This window comes from Pseudomonas sp. FW305-96 (assembly GCF_058783825.1).
In genome coordinates this window covers 60,762-76,282 of record NZ_JBYSYW010000004.1, presented here as the reverse complement: position 1 = coordinate 76,282, position 15,521 = coordinate 60,762, and the positions used below count along the sequence as shown (strand labels likewise).

Sequence of the window (15,521 nt, the reverse complement as noted above, 5' to 3'; positions counted from 1 at the left end):
TAAATTTGCCTTCACTATTAAAAAAACTAACAGCCAGGAGCGTGCCCATGGCCGAAGACCGACTGCCCCCGCTCAACGCCGTGCGTGCTTTCGAGGCCGCCGCCCGTCTGGGTAGTTATGTCGCGGCCTCCCAGGCGTTGCACGTGACCCAGCCGGCGATCGGTCGGCATGTGAAGAACCTCGAGGCCTGGCTGGGCGTGCGCCTGCTCGAGCGCTCCCCCCGCGGCGTGGCCCTCACCCTGCCCGGCGCCCATTACTACAAGGCCGCAGCCGAAGCACTGCAGATCCTTGCCGATGCCGGTGCACGCCTGGCGCAACGGGGAGGCGAGCGCTGGCTACGGATCCTCTGCGTGCCGGCGTTCGCCTCACGCTGGCTGACACCGCGCATCGACACCTTGCGCCGCCTGCGCCCGGACCTGAGGATCGCCATCGAGCCCAATGCCACGTTCACCAGCGTGGATGCGCGCCAGGCGGACCTGGGCATCGCCTTCGGCCTGCCGGGTGAGCTGAACGGTGTACGCGAGGTGTTGATCCGCCCGAAGGTGTTCGCGGTATGCGCGCCGAGCTACCTGGCGCAGTTGCCCGCAGGGCTGAGCGCTGCCGACCTGCCCGCCTTGCGGCTGATCCATGTCGATGACGGCACCTGGTGGAACAGCTGGTTCGCGGCCAATGGCCTCAGGGTGCGGGTCAAGGCCGATACCTCGCATATCAGCAACGATATCGTGCTGAACCTGGCCCAGCGCGGCCACGGCATCGCCCTGGCCACCGAAGTGCTGGTCGGACGTGAACTGCGCGAAGGCAGCCTGGTGCGTTGCGTGGAACAGGCCGTGGCGCTGGAGAGCTACCAGTTGCTGACGCCGACTCAGCCGCCGAGTGCCGATGCGTTGTGGTTCATGGATTGGCTGGGGGGCAGCCTGCGCGAGGAGTTTCCGGATGCGCTGGTGGTCGCGCAGAAGCCCTCCCATGCGGGTGATACTTGAAAACTACATTCCCTGTACAAGCAGTTATACGACACAGTGCGGTGCTGGTAATGGCGTGTCCGTGCCGAGGCTATCAACCCAAGCTTTAACGGCTTGGTGGTCAATCACGCAGCCAGCGTCAACATCCGCCAGGGCTTCCGATGTCAACCGCACCCTTTCTTCTTCATGGGCCAAAATAGAGCTGGTTTTGATGGTATTCGCCATTATCGGATCTCCTCAGTGTTCGAACTGAAACTAACCTCCGCTCATCAGTGCCTTCAGTAGTGCTCTGTGCTGCGGGGTCTCCTCGCAGTTTGATGCAAAAACAGTGAATGGTCATTCTGCGTCAACGGGCTGCGTAGCCTTGCACCGGCTACGCCGATGGTCGCGGGGCATCGGCGCACCTCCGCTCCCACACGGCGTTGGCTAGAAATCCACCGAGGTGGAGAACAACAACGACCGCGGCGTGCCCAGCCCTCCGGACAGGCCGCTGCCGTCGCCGCCGTTCCACGAGCCGATCCAGTAGGCCTTGTTGGTGACGTTCTGCACGGTGGCACGCAACGTGACCGGCTTGTCCGAGACCTTCAGGGTATACCGGGCCCCGAGATCGAAAATCGTGTAGGACGGCAGCGACAGGTTGTTGGCATCGGTGGCATAGCGCCGGCCGGCATAGTTGGCGTTGCCGGTCAGGGTCAGCCCGGGCATCTCGCGCAGGTCGTACTCGACGCCGAGCTTGGCCAGCACCTTGGGCACCCCGGTGGCCTGGTTGCCTTCGTTTTCCTTGCGTATCGATTGGGTCAGCTCGGCCTTGGTGTAGGAGGCCCCCCCCAGCAGGCGCAGGCCCGGCTCGAGCTCGCCGAAGAACGACCACTCCAGGCCACGGTTGCGCTGCTCGCCGTACACGCCGTAGATCTGCGTGAGCGGATCGGTATAGGCGCTGGGCTTTTTCACCTGGTAGACACTGACCGTGTGCGCGAAGGTGCCCAGGTCGAGCTTGGCGCCCAGTTCGTACTGCTTGGTCTGGTACGGCGCCATGATCGCGCCGGCGTTGCGCGCGTTGTCCGGGGCGATGCCACCCTGGCTCAGGCCTTCGATGTAGTTGCCGTACAGCGACAGCTCGTCGGTGACCTTTACCAGCAAGGCTGTGGCCGGCGAAACCCGGCTTTCATCGTAGGGCTTGGAAGTACGCTGGTGGTTGCCGTTGTAGTTCGACGCGCGCACGTTCTGGTGGCGTGCACCGACGGTCCACTGCACCTTGTCATCGAGGAACGACATCGTGTCGAGCAAGGCTTCGCTGCTCAGCCGGGCGCGCATGCGCGAGGTGACGTTGCCGTACTCGCCGATCTCCGGGCGCGGGCCATAGTCCAGGTTGTAGTAGTTGGTGAGGATGCGTGTCGGCAGGCGCTTGTCCTTGAAACTGTTCTCGGAGTCGTAGCGGGTGGCCGCCAGCGACCAGGCGTGGTCCACCGGGCCAGTGGCGAAGCGCCCGCGCAGGCCGACCTCGCCGGACTTCTGCTCACCATCTCGAGCCGAGCGGATCGGTGTGGCGGAGATGTCGCCGGCATCATTGAGCAGCATGCCGCTGGTCATCAGCGCGTTGTAGCCCCCTTCCCGATGGCCCCAGCCGGCGAATGCGGTGAGCGAGTCGTTGAGGTCGTACTCGCCGCGCAGCACCACGGTGTCGGTGTCGTTGACGGTGTAGCCCCACTCCGGGGCCAGCGAGTGATCGCCCTTCTTGGCCTTGGGCAGGTGGGTCACGCCGGGGCTGATCGAGGCGATGCCGAAATAGTTGACCCCGTCCATGCGTTCGCGCTGGTGGTAGTAGTCCAGCGACGCCCTCGCCCGCTCGCCGCGCCAGTCCAGGGCCAGGGACGACAGCTGCATGCGGTGCTGCTGGTCGTCCACCGGGGTGTCGCCGTCGCGGTAGACGCCATTGAAGCGCACGCCGAACTGCTTCTGGTCGCCGAAGCGGCGGCCGATATCGGCATGCATGCCGGCCAGGCCATCGGACTCGTAGGAGGCGGTCAACCGGGCCAGGGGCTCGTCGCCGGCCCGCTTGGGCACGATATTGATGCTGCCGCCGACGCTGCCGTCTGGCGGCATGCCGTTGAGCAGCGCCGACGGGCCCTTGAGCACTTCGATGCGCTCGGCAAGCTCGGTGGAGCCGCGCATGTTCGGCGCCATGCTCGGCAGGCCGTTGAAGGTAATGTCGTTGCCGGTGCTGTACAGGCCGCGAATGAAGAAGGTCTCGAAGATGCCGCGCTTGCTCGGCACGTAGACCGACGGATCGGTGGCACCGATCACCGCGCCGATGTCCTGGGCCTGGCGGTTCTCGATGTATTCCTTGGTGTAGCTGATGGCGTTGAACGGGGTTTCGCTGAAGTCCTTGTTGCCCATCAGCCCTACCCGGCTGCCCGAGCCAACCTGGCCTCCGGCATATTCCGGTGGCGGGGTACCAAGGGCGTCACGGGTTTCCTGCACCAGGGTTTCCGGCAGGGTCAGGCCCTCTTCCTTCACATCGGGGGTCTGCTGCTGCGCCGAGGTGGTGCTGCGTGGCGGTTGCGCGAAGGCATTGCCGGCGATGGCGGCCATGCCCAGCAGCACGGCCATGGGCAAGGCCCTGCGGGGCAGTTTCGGTGCCTGGGGATGTTGCAGTGGAGGCATGAGGGATTCCTTTCGGGGCAGAATGGTAATGTTTCTCATTAGTCATTCCGTACGAGTCGGCGAATCCCTCAACAGAAATTACAGTCACTTGGCCACTATCGGTTTCACATCTGTACCGGCCTCATCGCCGGCAAGCCGGCTCCCACAGGAATCGCGCATGGCTGCAGTTTCTGTGGGAGCCGGCTTGCCGGCGAATGGGCTGCGTAGCAGCCCCCTTTCAGGAAGTCAGCCCTGATACCCCTTCACCACCTCGTCCGCCACCCGCTCCAGACAGGTCACGCTGGCGGTGCACAGGTACCAGGTCTGCGGATCGACGAACACCACATGGCCGTTCTTCCACGCCTTGGTCTGGCGCAGCAGCGGGTTGTCCAGGGTCTCGCGGTCCAGCGCGGCGCGGCGCTCCATCACCGCGGTGCGGTCGATCACATAGAGGATGTCCGGGTCGGCCTGGTGGATGAACTCGTTGGAGATCGGCTGGCCGTGCAGGCCGGCCTGCATGTCGTCGCTGGCCGGCTTGACCCCGAGGGTGTCGAAGATGAAGCCGTAGCGCGAACGCACACCGTAGGCGGTGAACGCGCCGTTGTTGTGCAGCACCACCAGCGCCTTTTCCGGGCGCCCGTCGGTCACCTTGCGCACCTGGGCCACCTTGGCATCGATGCGCGCGGCGGTTTCCCGGGCCAAGTCTTCCTTGCCGAGAATGTGCCCGACAGTCAGCAGGTGCTGCTTGGCGGTGTCGATGACATTGCCCTGGCGGTTGTCCATGTCGATGTCGTAGTGCACCGTCGGGGCGATCTGGCTCAGCTCCTGGTAGCTCTGCGCCTGCAGCGGCGAGATCAGGATCAGGTCGGGCTTGAGCGCATGCAGGCGTTCAAGGTTGGGCTGGATGGTGGTGCCGACGTCGGCCACCTTGGGGTCGTCGCGGTACCTGGCCAGGAAGCCCGCGACATAGTCCTTGGCGATGCCGACCACCGGCGCGCCGAGTTGGTCGAGGGTGTCCAGCTCGCTCATGTCGAAGGCCACCACGCGCTGCGGCTGGTGTTCGACCAGCGTGGTGCCCAGGGCGTGTTCGACCTTCACCGGGGCGTAGTCGGCGCTGGCGGCGCGCGCCTGCTCCGGCGGGGCCTGGTCGCAGCCCGGCAACGTGGCCGCCACGGCGGCGGCCAGCAGTATCTTGCAGATTCCGTTCATACCAGCTCTCTCGATAGTGATGGGTTGAAGTAGTTGCAGACGAAACCCTGCGCGCTCGGCAGGATCTCGAACGCCAGGCCGAACAGCGCGCGCAGGTTGGCCTCGGTGACCACCTCGGCGACCGGCCCGTGGCTGTGCACCGCGCCCTGCTTCATGGCGACGATGTGGTCGGAATAGTTGGCGGCAAAGTTGATGTCGTGCACCACCAGGATCACCGTGCGCCCCTGCTCGTCGCAGAGCCTGCGGATTGCCTGCATGATCTGCACCGCGTGCTTCATGTCGAGGTTGTTCAGCGGCTCGTCGAGCAGCAACAGGTCGGTGCGCTGGGCGATGGTCATGGCCAGGAAGGCCATCTGCCGCTGGCCGCCGCTGAGTTCGTCGAGGTAGGCGCGGCGCAGCGCTTGCAGCCCCAGGAAATCCAGGGATTCGTCGATTACCTGGTGGTCGTCGGCGGTCAGCAGCCCGCGGCTGTAGGGAAAGCGGCCGAAGGCGACCAGTTCCTCGACGGTCAGGCGCAGGTTGAAGTCCAGTACCTGGCGCAGGGTGGCCACGCGGCGGGCGTAGTCGGCGATGGCGATGCGGCCGATGTCCAGGCCGTCGAGCAGGATGCGCCCGCGGCTGGCCGGCAGCAGCCGAGCCATGCACATCAGCAAGGTGCTCTTGCCGGCGCCGTTGGGGCCGATCAGCGAGGTAACCTGGCCGGCCGGGAACGTCAGGCTCACGTCTTCGAGCACGGTCTTGTCGCCATAAGCCTTGTGCAGGTGTTCGAGGGTGATCATGGGGTGCCTCGGGTACGGACCATCAGCGCTAGGAAGTACGCGCCGCACACCAGGTTGACGAGGATGCTCACGCTGGTCCGGTAGTTGAACAGATGCTCGACCAGCAGTTGGGCGAGCAGGAACATGCCGATGGCCACGGCGCAGGCCAGTGGCAGGGTCACCTGGTGCCGGGCGCTGCGCGCCAGGGCATAGGCGATGTTGGCGACGAACACCCCCATGAATGCGGTTGGCCCCACCAGGCTGGTGGACACCGCTACCAGCACGGCGATCAGCGCCATCTGCAGGCGCAGGCAGCGCCCATGGTCCAGGCCCAGGGCAATGGCTTGGTCGCGACCCAGCGCCAGCACGTCAAGCACCCGTGTGCCGCGCGCCACCAGCACTGCCACTGCCGCCACCAGCAGGCCCGAGTACAGCACCTGGGCCGGCTGGGCGCGGTTGAACGAGGTATAACCCAAGCCTTGCAGGATGGAGAATTCCCCCGGGCTGGTCTTGAGCTGGATGAACTGGGTGAAGGTGCCCAGCACCATGGTCAGCACCAGCCCCAGCAGTAACAGGCGGTAGACATCCCCGCGCCCTTCGCGCAGCAGCCAGCGCTGCAGCAGCCACGAGTAACCGAGCATCAACGCGATCGACAGCAACGCGTTGCCCTGCGCGCCGAGCAGCGCCACGCTGCCGGTGCCCAGCCACAGCACCAGCACGGCCTGGAACAACAGGTAGATGCCTTCGTAGCCCATGATCGCCGGGGTCAGCACCCGGTTGCCGGCCAAGGTCTGGAAGATCACCGAGGACAAGGCGATGCACACCCCGGCCACCACGATCGCGCCCAGGCGCACCAGGCGCTTGGGGATCACGTAGCTGAAGTCCAGGCCCGAGCCCAGCAACAGGAACGCCAGCGCCAGGGCCGGCAGCAACAACCAGGCGGCGCGGCGCATCATTTGCACTTCCACAGGATCAGCACCAGGAACAGCACACCGCCGACACTGCCGGCGGTCAGGCCGATGGGCACTTCGTAGGGGTGGATCAACAACCGGCCAAGTATGTCGCAGGCCAGCAGCAACGCCGCGCCGCACATGGCGACGATGGGCAAGGTGCGCTTGAGGTTCTCGCCGTAGCGCAGCGCCACCAGGTTCGGCACCACCAGGCCGACGAAGGGGATCGCGCCCACGGTGATCACCGTGGCCGACACGGTCACCGCTACCAGCACCAGACCGAGGATCGCGGTGGCCGCGTAGTTAAGGCCGAGGCTGGTAGCCATGCCCTCGCCCATGCCCAGCACGGTGAAGCGCTGGGCATATAGATAGGTGAGCACGACGATCGGCAGGATCAGGTAGATGATCTCGTAGTTGCCCTCGATCACCCGCGAGAAGTCGCCCAGCAGCCAGCCCTGCATGCTCTGCAGGATGTTGTGGCGATAGGCATAGAACTCGGCGATGGCGCTGAGCACGCTGCCGTACATCAGGCCGATCACTGGCACCAGCACCAGGTTGGTGAACCGGATGCGGCGGATGATCGCCACGTACACCAGGCTCGCCAGCAGGCAGAACACCAGGGCAAACAGCATGCGCCCGGTGGCCCCGGCACCCGGCAGCACGGTCAGGGCCACCAGGATGCCCAGCTTGGCCGCATCGAGTCCGCCGCAGGTGGCCGGCTCGACAAAGCGGTTGCGCACGATCTGCTGCAGGATCACCCCGCAGATCGACAGGCCGACACCCGTCAGCACCAATGCCGCCAGGCGTGGCAGGCGGCTGGCGGTGAGGGTCAGCCAGGCATCGTCGGAGGCCGACAGCAAGGCCGACCAGGACATCTGGCTGGCCCCGACCATCAGTGAAACGCCACACAGCAGCAACAACAGTGTTGGCAGCAACAACCGACTCAAGCGGTCACTCCATCGCCTGCGGCCTCACCGATGCGCCAGCCCTTGGCGGCCCGGCGCTGCTCGAGGAAGTGCGCGTACAAGCCACCCTCGGCAGCCAGCTGGGCATGGGCGCCCTGTTCGCGGATGCGCCCTTCGTCCAGCACCACGATCTGGTCGGCCATGGCCACCGTCGACAGCTGGTGGGCAATGACGATCAGCGTGCGCTTGCCGCGCAGCCGTGCCAGCGCTTCGGCGATGGCCGCCTGGTTCTCGGCGTCCAGCGCCGCGGTGGCCTCGTCGATCAGCAGGATCGGCGCGTCCTTGATCAGCGCGCGGGCAATCGAGATGCGCTGGCGTTCGCCGCCGGACAGGCGCGCACCGCCCTCGCCCACCGGCGTGTGCAAGCCTTCGGGCAGACGTTCGAGGATCTCCTGCACCCCGGCCAGCCGCGCCGCCTCGAGCACTTCGGCCTCGCTGGCGTCGGGTTTGCCCAGGCGGATGTTGTCGGCGATGCTGCCCTGGAACAGGTAGGCGTCCTGGAAGATCTGACTGATCTGCCCAGCCAGCTGTTCGGCGGACATCTGCCGCACATCCACCCCGCCGACCTTGACCCGGCCCTGGGTGACGTCGAAGAAACGGGCGATCAGGCGTACCAGGGTGGTCTTGCCCGAACCCGATGCGCCGACCAGTGCCGTCATGCTGCCGGGCGCGATGTCCAGGCTGACCTCGCGCAGCACCTCTGGCTGGTCGTCGCCGTAGCGGAATCCGACCTGCTCCAGCTGCACCGAACCGTCGACCGGCGCCTGCGGTGCGGCGGGCTCGGGCAGCGGCTCGACGGCCAGCAACTCGGCCACCGCCTGCAACTGGCCGCGGGTGCCGCGCAGCACCTCGCTGTAGCCGGCCACATCCAGCAGCGGGTCGATGAAACGGGTCGCCAGCACCAGCGCAACCAGGGTGCCGATCACCGTTGCGTTGTCGAAGCCCGCGCCGGCCTGCTCGCCAAGCCACAGCGTGGCGACCACCAGCAACGCGGCGAAGCTGGCCTGCACCGCCCAGACGTTGAGCACCGACGACAGCGCCGACAGCTGGATCAGCTTGCGCGCCGCCTGTTGTTGCTGGGCCACGGCCTGCTCCAGGAAGCGCGTGCCGCCCTGTTCGCCATTGAAGGCACGCAGCACCGACTGCGCCTGGGCGAACTCGACCATGCGCTGGCTGGTCTGCGCGGTGTCGCGCTGGTAGCGCTGGTCGGCGCGCTGGCCAAGGCGCATTGTCGCCAGCATCACCAGGGCCAGCAGCGGCAGGCTGACCAGGGCCACCAGGCCCAGGCGCAGGTCGACCAGCAACAGCGCAACGAGGATCACCAGTGGCGTCACCACCCCGGTGAACAGCGGCGTGAACACATGGGCCGGCAGTTGCGCGATCTCCATCATGCCCTGGGTGGTGACATGGCTCAGGCGCGCGGTATTGGCGGCATTGAACCAGCCCACCGGCAGCGTGCCGACATGCTCGCCCAGGCGCTGGCGGCCACCGCGCAGCACGGCAATGCCCACGGAGATGCCAGCCTTCTCCACCCGACGCCGCAGGTACCAGCACACCACCACGCCCACGGCCAGTAGTGCCAGCCACTGGCCGGCGGCCTCCAGCTGATTGCCCAGCAGGTAGCGCAGGATCGGCACCAGGGTGACGATGGTCAGCCCGCACAGCACGCCATACACCAGCGCCAGGCGGATGTAGCGGCGCAGGAACACGGCGTCGTCGCCGAGCAGTCGAACGAAAGTCCCCAACATGATCAGTGCTCCTCCACCTGCGCGGTCGCCCGCGTCTTCGCATAGCCGCCGGCGGCCCACAAGCGGGCATACAGCCCGCGACGGGCCAGCAGTTCGTCGTGATTGCCGCGCTCGGCGACGGTGCCCTGGTCCAGCACCAGGATCTGGTCGGCGTGCATCACCGTGTCCAGGCGATGGGCGATCACCAGCAGCGTGCGCCCCCGGGCGAAGCGCGACAGCGCCTGTTGCAGCTTGACTTCGTTCTCGGCGTCGGCCGCCGCGGTGGCCTCGTCGAGCACCAGCACCGGCGGGTCGAGCAGCACCGCGCGGGCAATGCTCAGCCGTTGCAGCTCGCCGCCGGAGAACTGCACGTCCTCGCCGATCACCGCGTCGTAGCCGCGCGGCTGGGCGAGGATGCGCTCGTGGATATTGGCAATCCGCGCCGCCGCCTCGATCTGCTCCTGGCTCGCCGAAGGCCGGCCCAGGGCAATGTTCTCGCGCACGCTGGCATGGATCAGGCGCACGTCCTGCAGGACAAAGCCGATGCGCCGGTACAGTTGCGCGCTGTCGATCTGCCGCAGGTCAACGCCGCCCAGGGTGATACGCCCGGCACTGGGGTCGAAGAAGCGCAGCAGCAGGCGCGCCAGGGTCGACTTGCCGGCGCCCGAGGCGCCGACCACCGCCGTGACCGTGCCCGGTTCCAGGGTGAACGACACTTCGCTCAGTACCGGATTGCGCGGGTCGTAGTGATAGCCCAGGCCCTGCACCTCGATGCGCGCATCGGCCGGCAGCTTGCCGGCGCCCTGGCCGTCGGTCTCCAGCACCGCCGTGTTCAGCAGCGCCTGCACGCGCTGGGCCGCACCGGTGGCGTTATTCAGGTCGTGGGTGATATAGGCCAGCAACAGCAGCGGCGCACAGATGCCCGGCGCCACCAGGGCGAACGGCAGCACCTGCACCGGGGTGATCCAGCCCAGGCCGACGAACAGCGTGCCGAACGCCAGCACCACGCCCAGTACCGACACCGGCGCGATCATCGCGTTGGCATTGGCCATGGCGCTGACCAGCGGCCGGGTGAAGTCGGTGAAGGCCGCGGCGAAGGCGTCCACCGCCTCGCGGTAGCTGCCATGCGCCTTGCGCTGGCCACCGAAGGCCTTGACCACCGGGATGCCGTTGACGAACTCGACCACCGCCTGGTTGATCCGCCCCATGCCGGCGCCGAAGGCCTGCATGTTGCGGGCGCTGGCCTGGTGGGCACGGGCGAAGAACAGGAAGAACAGCGGGAACGGCAGCATCGACACCAGCGCCATGCGCCAGTCCATGGCGAACAGGTAGACGATCGATGCCAGCACTGCCCCGGCGCTGCGCCCGAGGGTGGTGTAGAAGTGCGCGGTGAGGCTGTGCAGGATGCCGATATCGTCCTGCATGGCCTGCTTCACCTCGCCGGAGGCGCGGCTGGTGAACCAGCCCAGCGGTACCCGTGCCAGGCGGCGGATGATCGCCAGGCGCAGCGTGCCGGTGATGTGGTTGTCGGCCAGGTGGGCCACCAGGTCGCCCAGCGAAATCAGGGCCATGCCGACGAACAGGCAGCCCAGCCCCAGCACGATCACCGGCCAGGCCTGCGCGACGCCCTGCCCTTCGGCGAACGCCAGCCGGGCGACCTCGGCGATCGCGGCCAGGGGCGCCAGGCTGAGCATGGCGCCAAGCGCGGCGAGCAACCCGGCGACGATCAAGCGCCCGCGAATCGGCGCCAGCACTGCGGCGACCGGCCCCTTGGCGGGCTGTTCCACCGCCACCCCTTGTTCAACACTCATGAATGCTCCTTTTCAGCACGAGGAGCAGGCCGGGCAGCCACTTTGGCGCCTGGCCCGCCAGTCCTTCTCAACCTGTATTCCGCACGAGGCGGACAAACCCGCAAAAAACAATGCCCACGCTCAGGCGCCACTGCCCATGCGGTAGCGCCTGCAGGTGCGCACGCCGGCGGCGATGTACTTCTCGACCGAGGACACCGACACCCGCAACTCGGCGGCGATGGCGCGATGGGCCATGCCGTCGAGCCGGCACAGCAGCAGGGCCTGGCGGGCCTTGGGCGAATGCCGTTGCAGGGCGCTGTCGATCGCACCCAGGGCCTCGACCACCAGCGCCCGCGCCTCTTCCGACGGCACCCGCGGCTCGGGCTGCAGGCCATGGTCCTCGAGGTAACGGGTTTCACGTTGGCGGCGGCGGTACAGGTCGATGACCTTGCCGTTGGCGATCTGCGTCAGGTGGCAGCGCGACTGTTCCGCCGTCGGCACCTGGCCCTTGTTCATCAGGTGCAGGTAGATATCGTGGGCCAGGTCCGCCGCATCCACCGCGTTGCCCAGCTTGCGGCGCAGCAGCTCGCACAACCAGCCGTGATGATCCTGATACAGCTGTTGCAGCTGTTGACGAAGCGCGAACGTTCCGTTGTCCACGGTACCTCTCCCTGAGCGTGGTGCATTCCAGACGGCTTCCTTTGACGTGCGCCAATCTAGATGATAATTATTTGCATCTTTCTCACCATAACGAATCCTCGGGATTCACGCAATGCACCCCGGTGGTGCGAACCCTCTGCGCGGCCACTCACCGCGATCCACGGATGGCAGTGAAGGCCGACGCGGGCCTTGATCGATCGAACAGCAGGAAGCTAACCATGTTGGAACGCAACACCACCCTACCCTCGCCCCAGGCCCTGGATGAACACGAAGAACTCGCCTGGTTCGCCCAGCAACAGCAACCCGAGCAGCTGCACCGGCAACTGGGCGCCTGGCGCCTTGGGCCCACGGCCGACCTGTCGCTGCTGGCCCTGGCCGTGCAGGCGGTGGTCGAAGCCACGCCGGGCCTGAATAGCCGCTACCACTTCAGCGACGATGGCGACCTGTACAAGATCCAGGAACCCGGCTGGTACCCGTGCCTGCGTATCGAGCGGAGCACGGCCGAGGGCATGGACGCCCTGCTGCGGACGCGTCAGGCGGCGTCCTGGGATTCCACCACGCAGCCGCCATTCGAGGCCCTGCTGCTGGCCGGCGATCACCAGGCGGCGCTCGGTCTGCTCTGCCATGCGGTGCTGCGTCAGTCGCCGCAAGCCCTGCTCGAACGCATCCGCGCCGCCTATGACGCTCAGGCCGGCGACCAGCCACTGGTGCTCGAACCGTTGTCGCAGGCGCCTTCGACGGACATCGCGCAACGCATCCTCGACGCGTTCCGCCAGGCATTGGCGGAGCCTGGCATGACCCTGGACGATGATTTCTTCGACATGGGCGGCCACTCGCTGCTGGCCACCCGGATCATCGGGCGCTTGCAGGGCGAGCATGGCATCGAACTGCGCTTCAGCGACTTCTTCGCCTCGCCCAGCGCCTCGGCGCTGGCCACACGCGCCAAGCTGAGCCAGGGGCAAGCCAGCCAGGCCAGCGATCAGGCCGTGGATATCCAGCAGGCGCCGATGGCCCTGGCTCAGGCATCGTTGTGGCGTGCCTGTGCGGCCTTCGACTACGGCACTATCTTCAACCTGCCCTTTGCCCTGGACTTCCACGACCCGGTGGACGAGGCGCTGCTGCAGCAGGCCTTCACCGACCTGCTGGAGCGCCATGCCAGCCTGCGCACCACCTACCATGGCGAGGGCGACGACGCCTGCCAGCGCATCGTGCCGCTGGCCGAGCTGGGCCGTTTCAAGTGGTTCTGGAACAGCGCCGAAAGCGCTGGCGCGAGCCTGGCCAGCGAGGCTAAGCACCGCTTCGACCTGGCCCGCGAACTGCCACTCAGGCTACGCATGCTGCGTGACCCGCACAGTGGCCACCAGGTGCTGTCGTTCCTGGTCCACCACATGGCCATCGACGAGTGGTCGCTGAACGTGATCATGGCCGAACTGGTCGAGGCCTACCTGGCCCGCGCCCAGGACCGGGCGCCGCAATGGCCCGCGGCGGCGCGCACCTTCCACGAATTCGCCCTGGCCCAGAGTGCCCAGGGCCCGAACCCGCGCCACCTGGCGTACTGGACCGAGCTGCTGCGCGACGCCACCCGCGGTCTCGCCCTACCCGCCTGCGATGATGCCACGCTGCTGCCCGCCGACCAGGCGACCACGCGTGCGCGCTGGCTGGAGCTGCGCCCCGAACCCGGCATGCTGGAGCAACTGGGCGCCAGTGCCCGGCTGCATCAGTCATCGCTGTTCAGCGTGATCTACACCGCCATCGCCCTGTCGCTGCACAAGCTCGGCAACCTCTCGGACCTGGTGATCGGCACCTCGGCGTCCGGGCGCACCGACCCTGCGTATTTCGACACCGTCGGCTACTTCACCACCATGGTCGCCCACCGCGTGCAGTTCGCCCCCGAACAGTCGCTGGCCGGGTTGCTGGGCGAGGTGACGCGGATGATCAACGACTCGATGGCCTATGCCGACGTGCCCATGGAGACCATCCAGCAGGCGCTGGGCATGACCCCCGCCGAGGGCCTGATGTTCGATGTGTATGTGCAGATCCACGCCAACAACGCCCTCAATGGCGCGTTGCAGGCACCCGATGGCCGGGCTATCCGCTACAAGCAGATCGACCCGGACAAGAGCGAGTCGATGTTCGGCCTGCAGTTCGAGATCATGGAAGATGTGTTCGATGGCCAGCGCTCGCTGCGCCTGGTGATCACCTACCGCAGCGATCGCTACAGCGGTGCTCAGGTCGAGCGCCTGTGCGCGATGATTTCGGCGGCATTTGGGGTGTTGGCCGAGGTGGATGGCGGCCGGCGGGCTTTGGCTGCGGTGGTTTTGTAGTTCAAGGTGGGCGGCGCTTCTGGGGTTGAGCGTCGCCTGCTATGTGTTTGGCGAAAGAGGTTCAGCGCCTTCAAGATCGAGCGCCGCCCGCGCGGCGCTCGATTTCATAGGCGCAACATCCCTCCCGGCGAACACCTCGCAGCCCAAACGCCAATCACCCCTCCGGCAACCCATAGCGCTGGAACGACGAGCGTTGCGGCACCCGGTACTGCGCCCGGCCCAGCAACTGGTTGACGATCACCGCATTGCGCACCGGCCCCAGCCCCAGGTCCGGCGAGCCGACGCCATGCTGGAAGATCTCGGCGTTCTGCACGAACACCCGGCCACTGCCGCCATCGCAACGCTGCGCGGTGAAATCCTCGCCGACGATGCAGTCGCCGTGCGCGTCGGTGGCCAGCACCGAACCCTTGAGCTGCTCGAACCACTGCGGCCAGGCATGGGCATAGCCGGTCGCCGCGACGATCGCGTCGGCTTCCAGCGTTGCCCGTTGCTCCAGCTGGCTGTGCCGGAAGGTCATGCGCAGCCCCGCCGAGCCCAGCTCCTCGACCGTCTCCACGTCACAGCTGGACAACAGCGTCAGCCCAGGTTCGCGCCCGCCGATGGAGCGTTCGTAGATCAGGTCGTAGATCGCGCCGATGGTCGAGAAGCTGATGCCTTTGTACAACAGGCCCTGCTGGGCGACGATCTCCCGACGTTTGTCCCGCGCCAGGGTGTGGAAGTAGTTCATGTACGCCGGCGTGAAACACTCCTGGCCGAGCTTGGAGTATTCCATGGGGTGGAAGCCTCCCGAGCGGGTGATCCAGTGGATCGACGCCCCCGCCTCCACCTGCTCCGGGGTCAGCGCGTTGAACAGCGCCAGCACGCACTCCGCGGCGCTCTGTCCGGAGCCGACCACCACCACGCGCCGGCACTGCTCCAGCTCGCCCTGACGCTTGCCGAACTCCGCCGAGTGCAGCAACGGCGCCTGGGTGCGGGTTTGCGCCCAGGCCGGCAACCACGGCCGGGTACCGAGGCCGATGGCCAGGTCGCGGCTGGTGTAGCGCCGCTCCAGGCCCGACACCGACACGCTGTCGATGACAAAGCGTTCGCTGGCGTTGTCGTAGCGCACGCCCGTGACCTCCTCGCCGAAATGGCAGCCCGGAAGTTGGCCCGCCGCCCAGCGGCAATAGTGGTCGTACTCGCGCCGGGGCACCTGGAAGTGGTCGTAGTAGTAGAACTGGAACAGGCGGTCGTGCTGGTGCAGGTAGTTGAGGTAGCTCAGCGGGTGACATGGGTCGGCCAGGGTCACCAGGTCGGCCAGGAACGGCACCTGCAAGGTGGTGCCGGGCAGCAGCAGGCCCTCGTGCCAGCGGAACTGCGCCTTGCGCTCGAGGAACGCGCAGCTCAGGTGCGGGTGGCGCGACAGTAGCGCGGCCAGGCCCAGGTTGAACGGTCCGATGCCGATGCCGGCGATATCCAGGTGTGCGATGTCCATATGCTCGATGATTTCCCAAGAACGATGATTGGCGCCCCAGGCCAGGCCCAGGGCGATTGATT

At 66.8% G+C, this 15,521-nt stretch carries 11 protein-coding genes and 1 pseudogene; 2 read left to right on the top strand and 10 right to left on the bottom strand.

The annotated features are described in order from the left end of the window. The first annotated feature begins 47 nt into the window (after positions 1-47). Positions 48-980, top strand: coding sequence for a LysR substrate-binding domain-containing protein (locus AC3WL2_RS04430; RefSeq protein WP_102682001.1), 933 nt, complete (start codon positions 48-50; stop codon positions 978-980). 24 nt (positions 981-1,004) lie between these two features. Here the strand turns inward: AC3WL2_RS04430 and AC3WL2_RS04425 are convergent. The 9 genes and pseudogenes from AC3WL2_RS04425 to AC3WL2_RS04385 all read right to left on the bottom strand — a co-directional run. Then, positions 1,005-1,148, bottom strand: a pseudogene (locus tag AC3WL2_RS04425) (CopG family transcriptional regulator); the annotation flags it as partial. A 237-nt stretch (positions 1,149-1,385) separates the two neighbouring features. Beyond that, positions 1,386-3,623, bottom strand: a complete 2,238-nt coding sequence (locus AC3WL2_RS04420; RefSeq protein ID WP_102682003.1) for a TonB-dependent receptor — start codon at positions 3,621-3,623, stop codon at positions 1,386-1,388. Positions 3,624-3,848: 225 nt separating this feature from the next. Further along, on the bottom strand, positions 3,849-4,811 hold the full coding sequence (locus AC3WL2_RS04415) for a siderophore ABC transporter substrate-binding protein (RefSeq protein ID WP_102682004.1): 963 nt from the start codon (positions 4,809-4,811) through the stop codon (positions 3,849-3,851). Continuing rightward, a complete protein-coding gene (locus tag AC3WL2_RS04410) occupies positions 4,808-5,590 on the bottom strand; it encodes an iron ABC transporter ATP-binding protein (RefSeq protein WP_102682005.1) in 783 nt (260 codons plus the stop codon). The genes AC3WL2_RS04415 and AC3WL2_RS04410 overlap by 4 nt, the downstream gene beginning before the upstream one ends. Continuing rightward, complete coding sequence (locus AC3WL2_RS04405) at positions 5,587-6,522, bottom strand: iron chelate uptake ABC transporter family permease subunit (RefSeq protein WP_102682064.1); 936 nt, start codon at positions 6,520-6,522, stop codon at positions 5,587-5,589. The genes AC3WL2_RS04410 and AC3WL2_RS04405 overlap by 4 nt, the downstream gene beginning before the upstream one ends. Beyond that, positions 6,522-7,466, bottom strand: a complete 945-nt coding sequence (locus tag AC3WL2_RS04400; RefSeq protein ID WP_102682006.1) for an ABC transporter permease — start codon at positions 7,464-7,466, stop codon at positions 6,522-6,524. The genes AC3WL2_RS04405 and AC3WL2_RS04400 overlap by 1 nt, the downstream gene beginning before the upstream one ends. Further along, on the bottom strand, positions 7,463-9,232 hold the full coding sequence (locus tag AC3WL2_RS04395) for an ABC transporter ATP-binding protein (protein ID WP_102682007.1): 1,770 nt from the start codon (positions 9,230-9,232) through the stop codon (positions 7,463-7,465). Before AC3WL2_RS04395 ends, AC3WL2_RS04400 begins: the two co-directional genes overlap by 4 nt. Before the next feature lie 2 nt (positions 9,233-9,234). Next, positions 9,235-11,022, bottom strand: a complete 1,788-nt coding sequence (locus AC3WL2_RS04390) for an ABC transporter ATP-binding protein (RefSeq protein WP_102682008.1) — start codon at positions 11,020-11,022, stop codon at positions 9,235-9,237. Between the two features lie 120 nt (positions 11,023-11,142). Continuing rightward, on the bottom strand, positions 11,143-11,661 hold the full coding sequence (locus tag AC3WL2_RS04385) for a sigma-70 family RNA polymerase sigma factor (RefSeq protein ID WP_102682009.1): 519 nt from the start codon (positions 11,659-11,661) through the stop codon (positions 11,143-11,145). A 218-nt stretch (positions 11,662-11,879) separates the two neighbouring features. Between AC3WL2_RS04385 and AC3WL2_RS04380 the strand changes: the two genes are divergently transcribed. Next, a complete protein-coding gene (locus AC3WL2_RS04380; protein WP_102682010.1) occupies positions 11,880-13,985 on the top strand; it encodes a condensation domain-containing protein in 2,106 nt (701 codons plus the stop codon). 154 nt (positions 13,986-14,139) lie between these two features. On the opposite strand, the gene basC is transcribed toward AC3WL2_RS04380, so the two are convergent. Further along, a complete protein-coding gene (gene basC / locus AC3WL2_RS04375; RefSeq protein WP_102682011.1) occupies positions 14,140-15,459 on the bottom strand; it encodes a putative histamine N-monooxygenase in 1,320 nt (439 codons plus the stop codon). Positions 15,460-15,521: the final 62 nt, after the last annotated feature.

Bases quoted from the DNA above. Each gene is read 5' to 3' on its own strand.
- AC3WL2_RS04430 (WP_102682001.1), top strand. From the start codon at position 48: ATGGCCGAAGACCGACTGCCCCCGCTCAACGCCGTGCGTGCTTTCGAG.
- AC3WL2_RS04420 (WP_102682003.1), bottom strand. From the start codon at position 3,623: ATGCCTCCACTGCAACATCCCCAGGCACCGAAACTGCCCCGCAGGGCC.
- AC3WL2_RS04415 (WP_102682004.1), bottom strand. From the start codon at position 4,811: ATGAACGGAATCTGCAAGATACTGCTGGCCGCCGCCGTGGCGGCCACG.
- AC3WL2_RS04410 (WP_102682005.1), bottom strand. From the start codon at position 5,590: ATGATCACCCTCGAACACCTGCACAAGGCTTATGGCGACAAGACCGTG.
- AC3WL2_RS04405 (WP_102682064.1), bottom strand. From the start codon at position 6,522: ATGCGCCGCGCCGCCTGGTTGTTGCTGCCGGCCCTGGCGCTGGCGTTC.
- AC3WL2_RS04395 (WP_102682007.1), bottom strand. From the start codon at position 9,232: ATGTTGGGGACTTTCGTTCGACTGCTCGGCGACGACGCCGTGTTCCTG.
- AC3WL2_RS04390 (WP_102682008.1), bottom strand. From the start codon at position 11,022: ATGAGTGTTGAACAAGGGGTGGCGGTGGAACAGCCCGCCAAGGGGCCG.
- AC3WL2_RS04380 (WP_102682010.1), top strand. From the start codon at position 11,880: ATGTTGGAACGCAACACCACCCTACCCTCGCCCCAGGCCCTGGATGAA.
- basC (WP_102682011.1), bottom strand. From the start codon at position 15,459: ATGGACATCGCACACCTGGATATCGCCGGCATCGGCATCGGACCGTTC.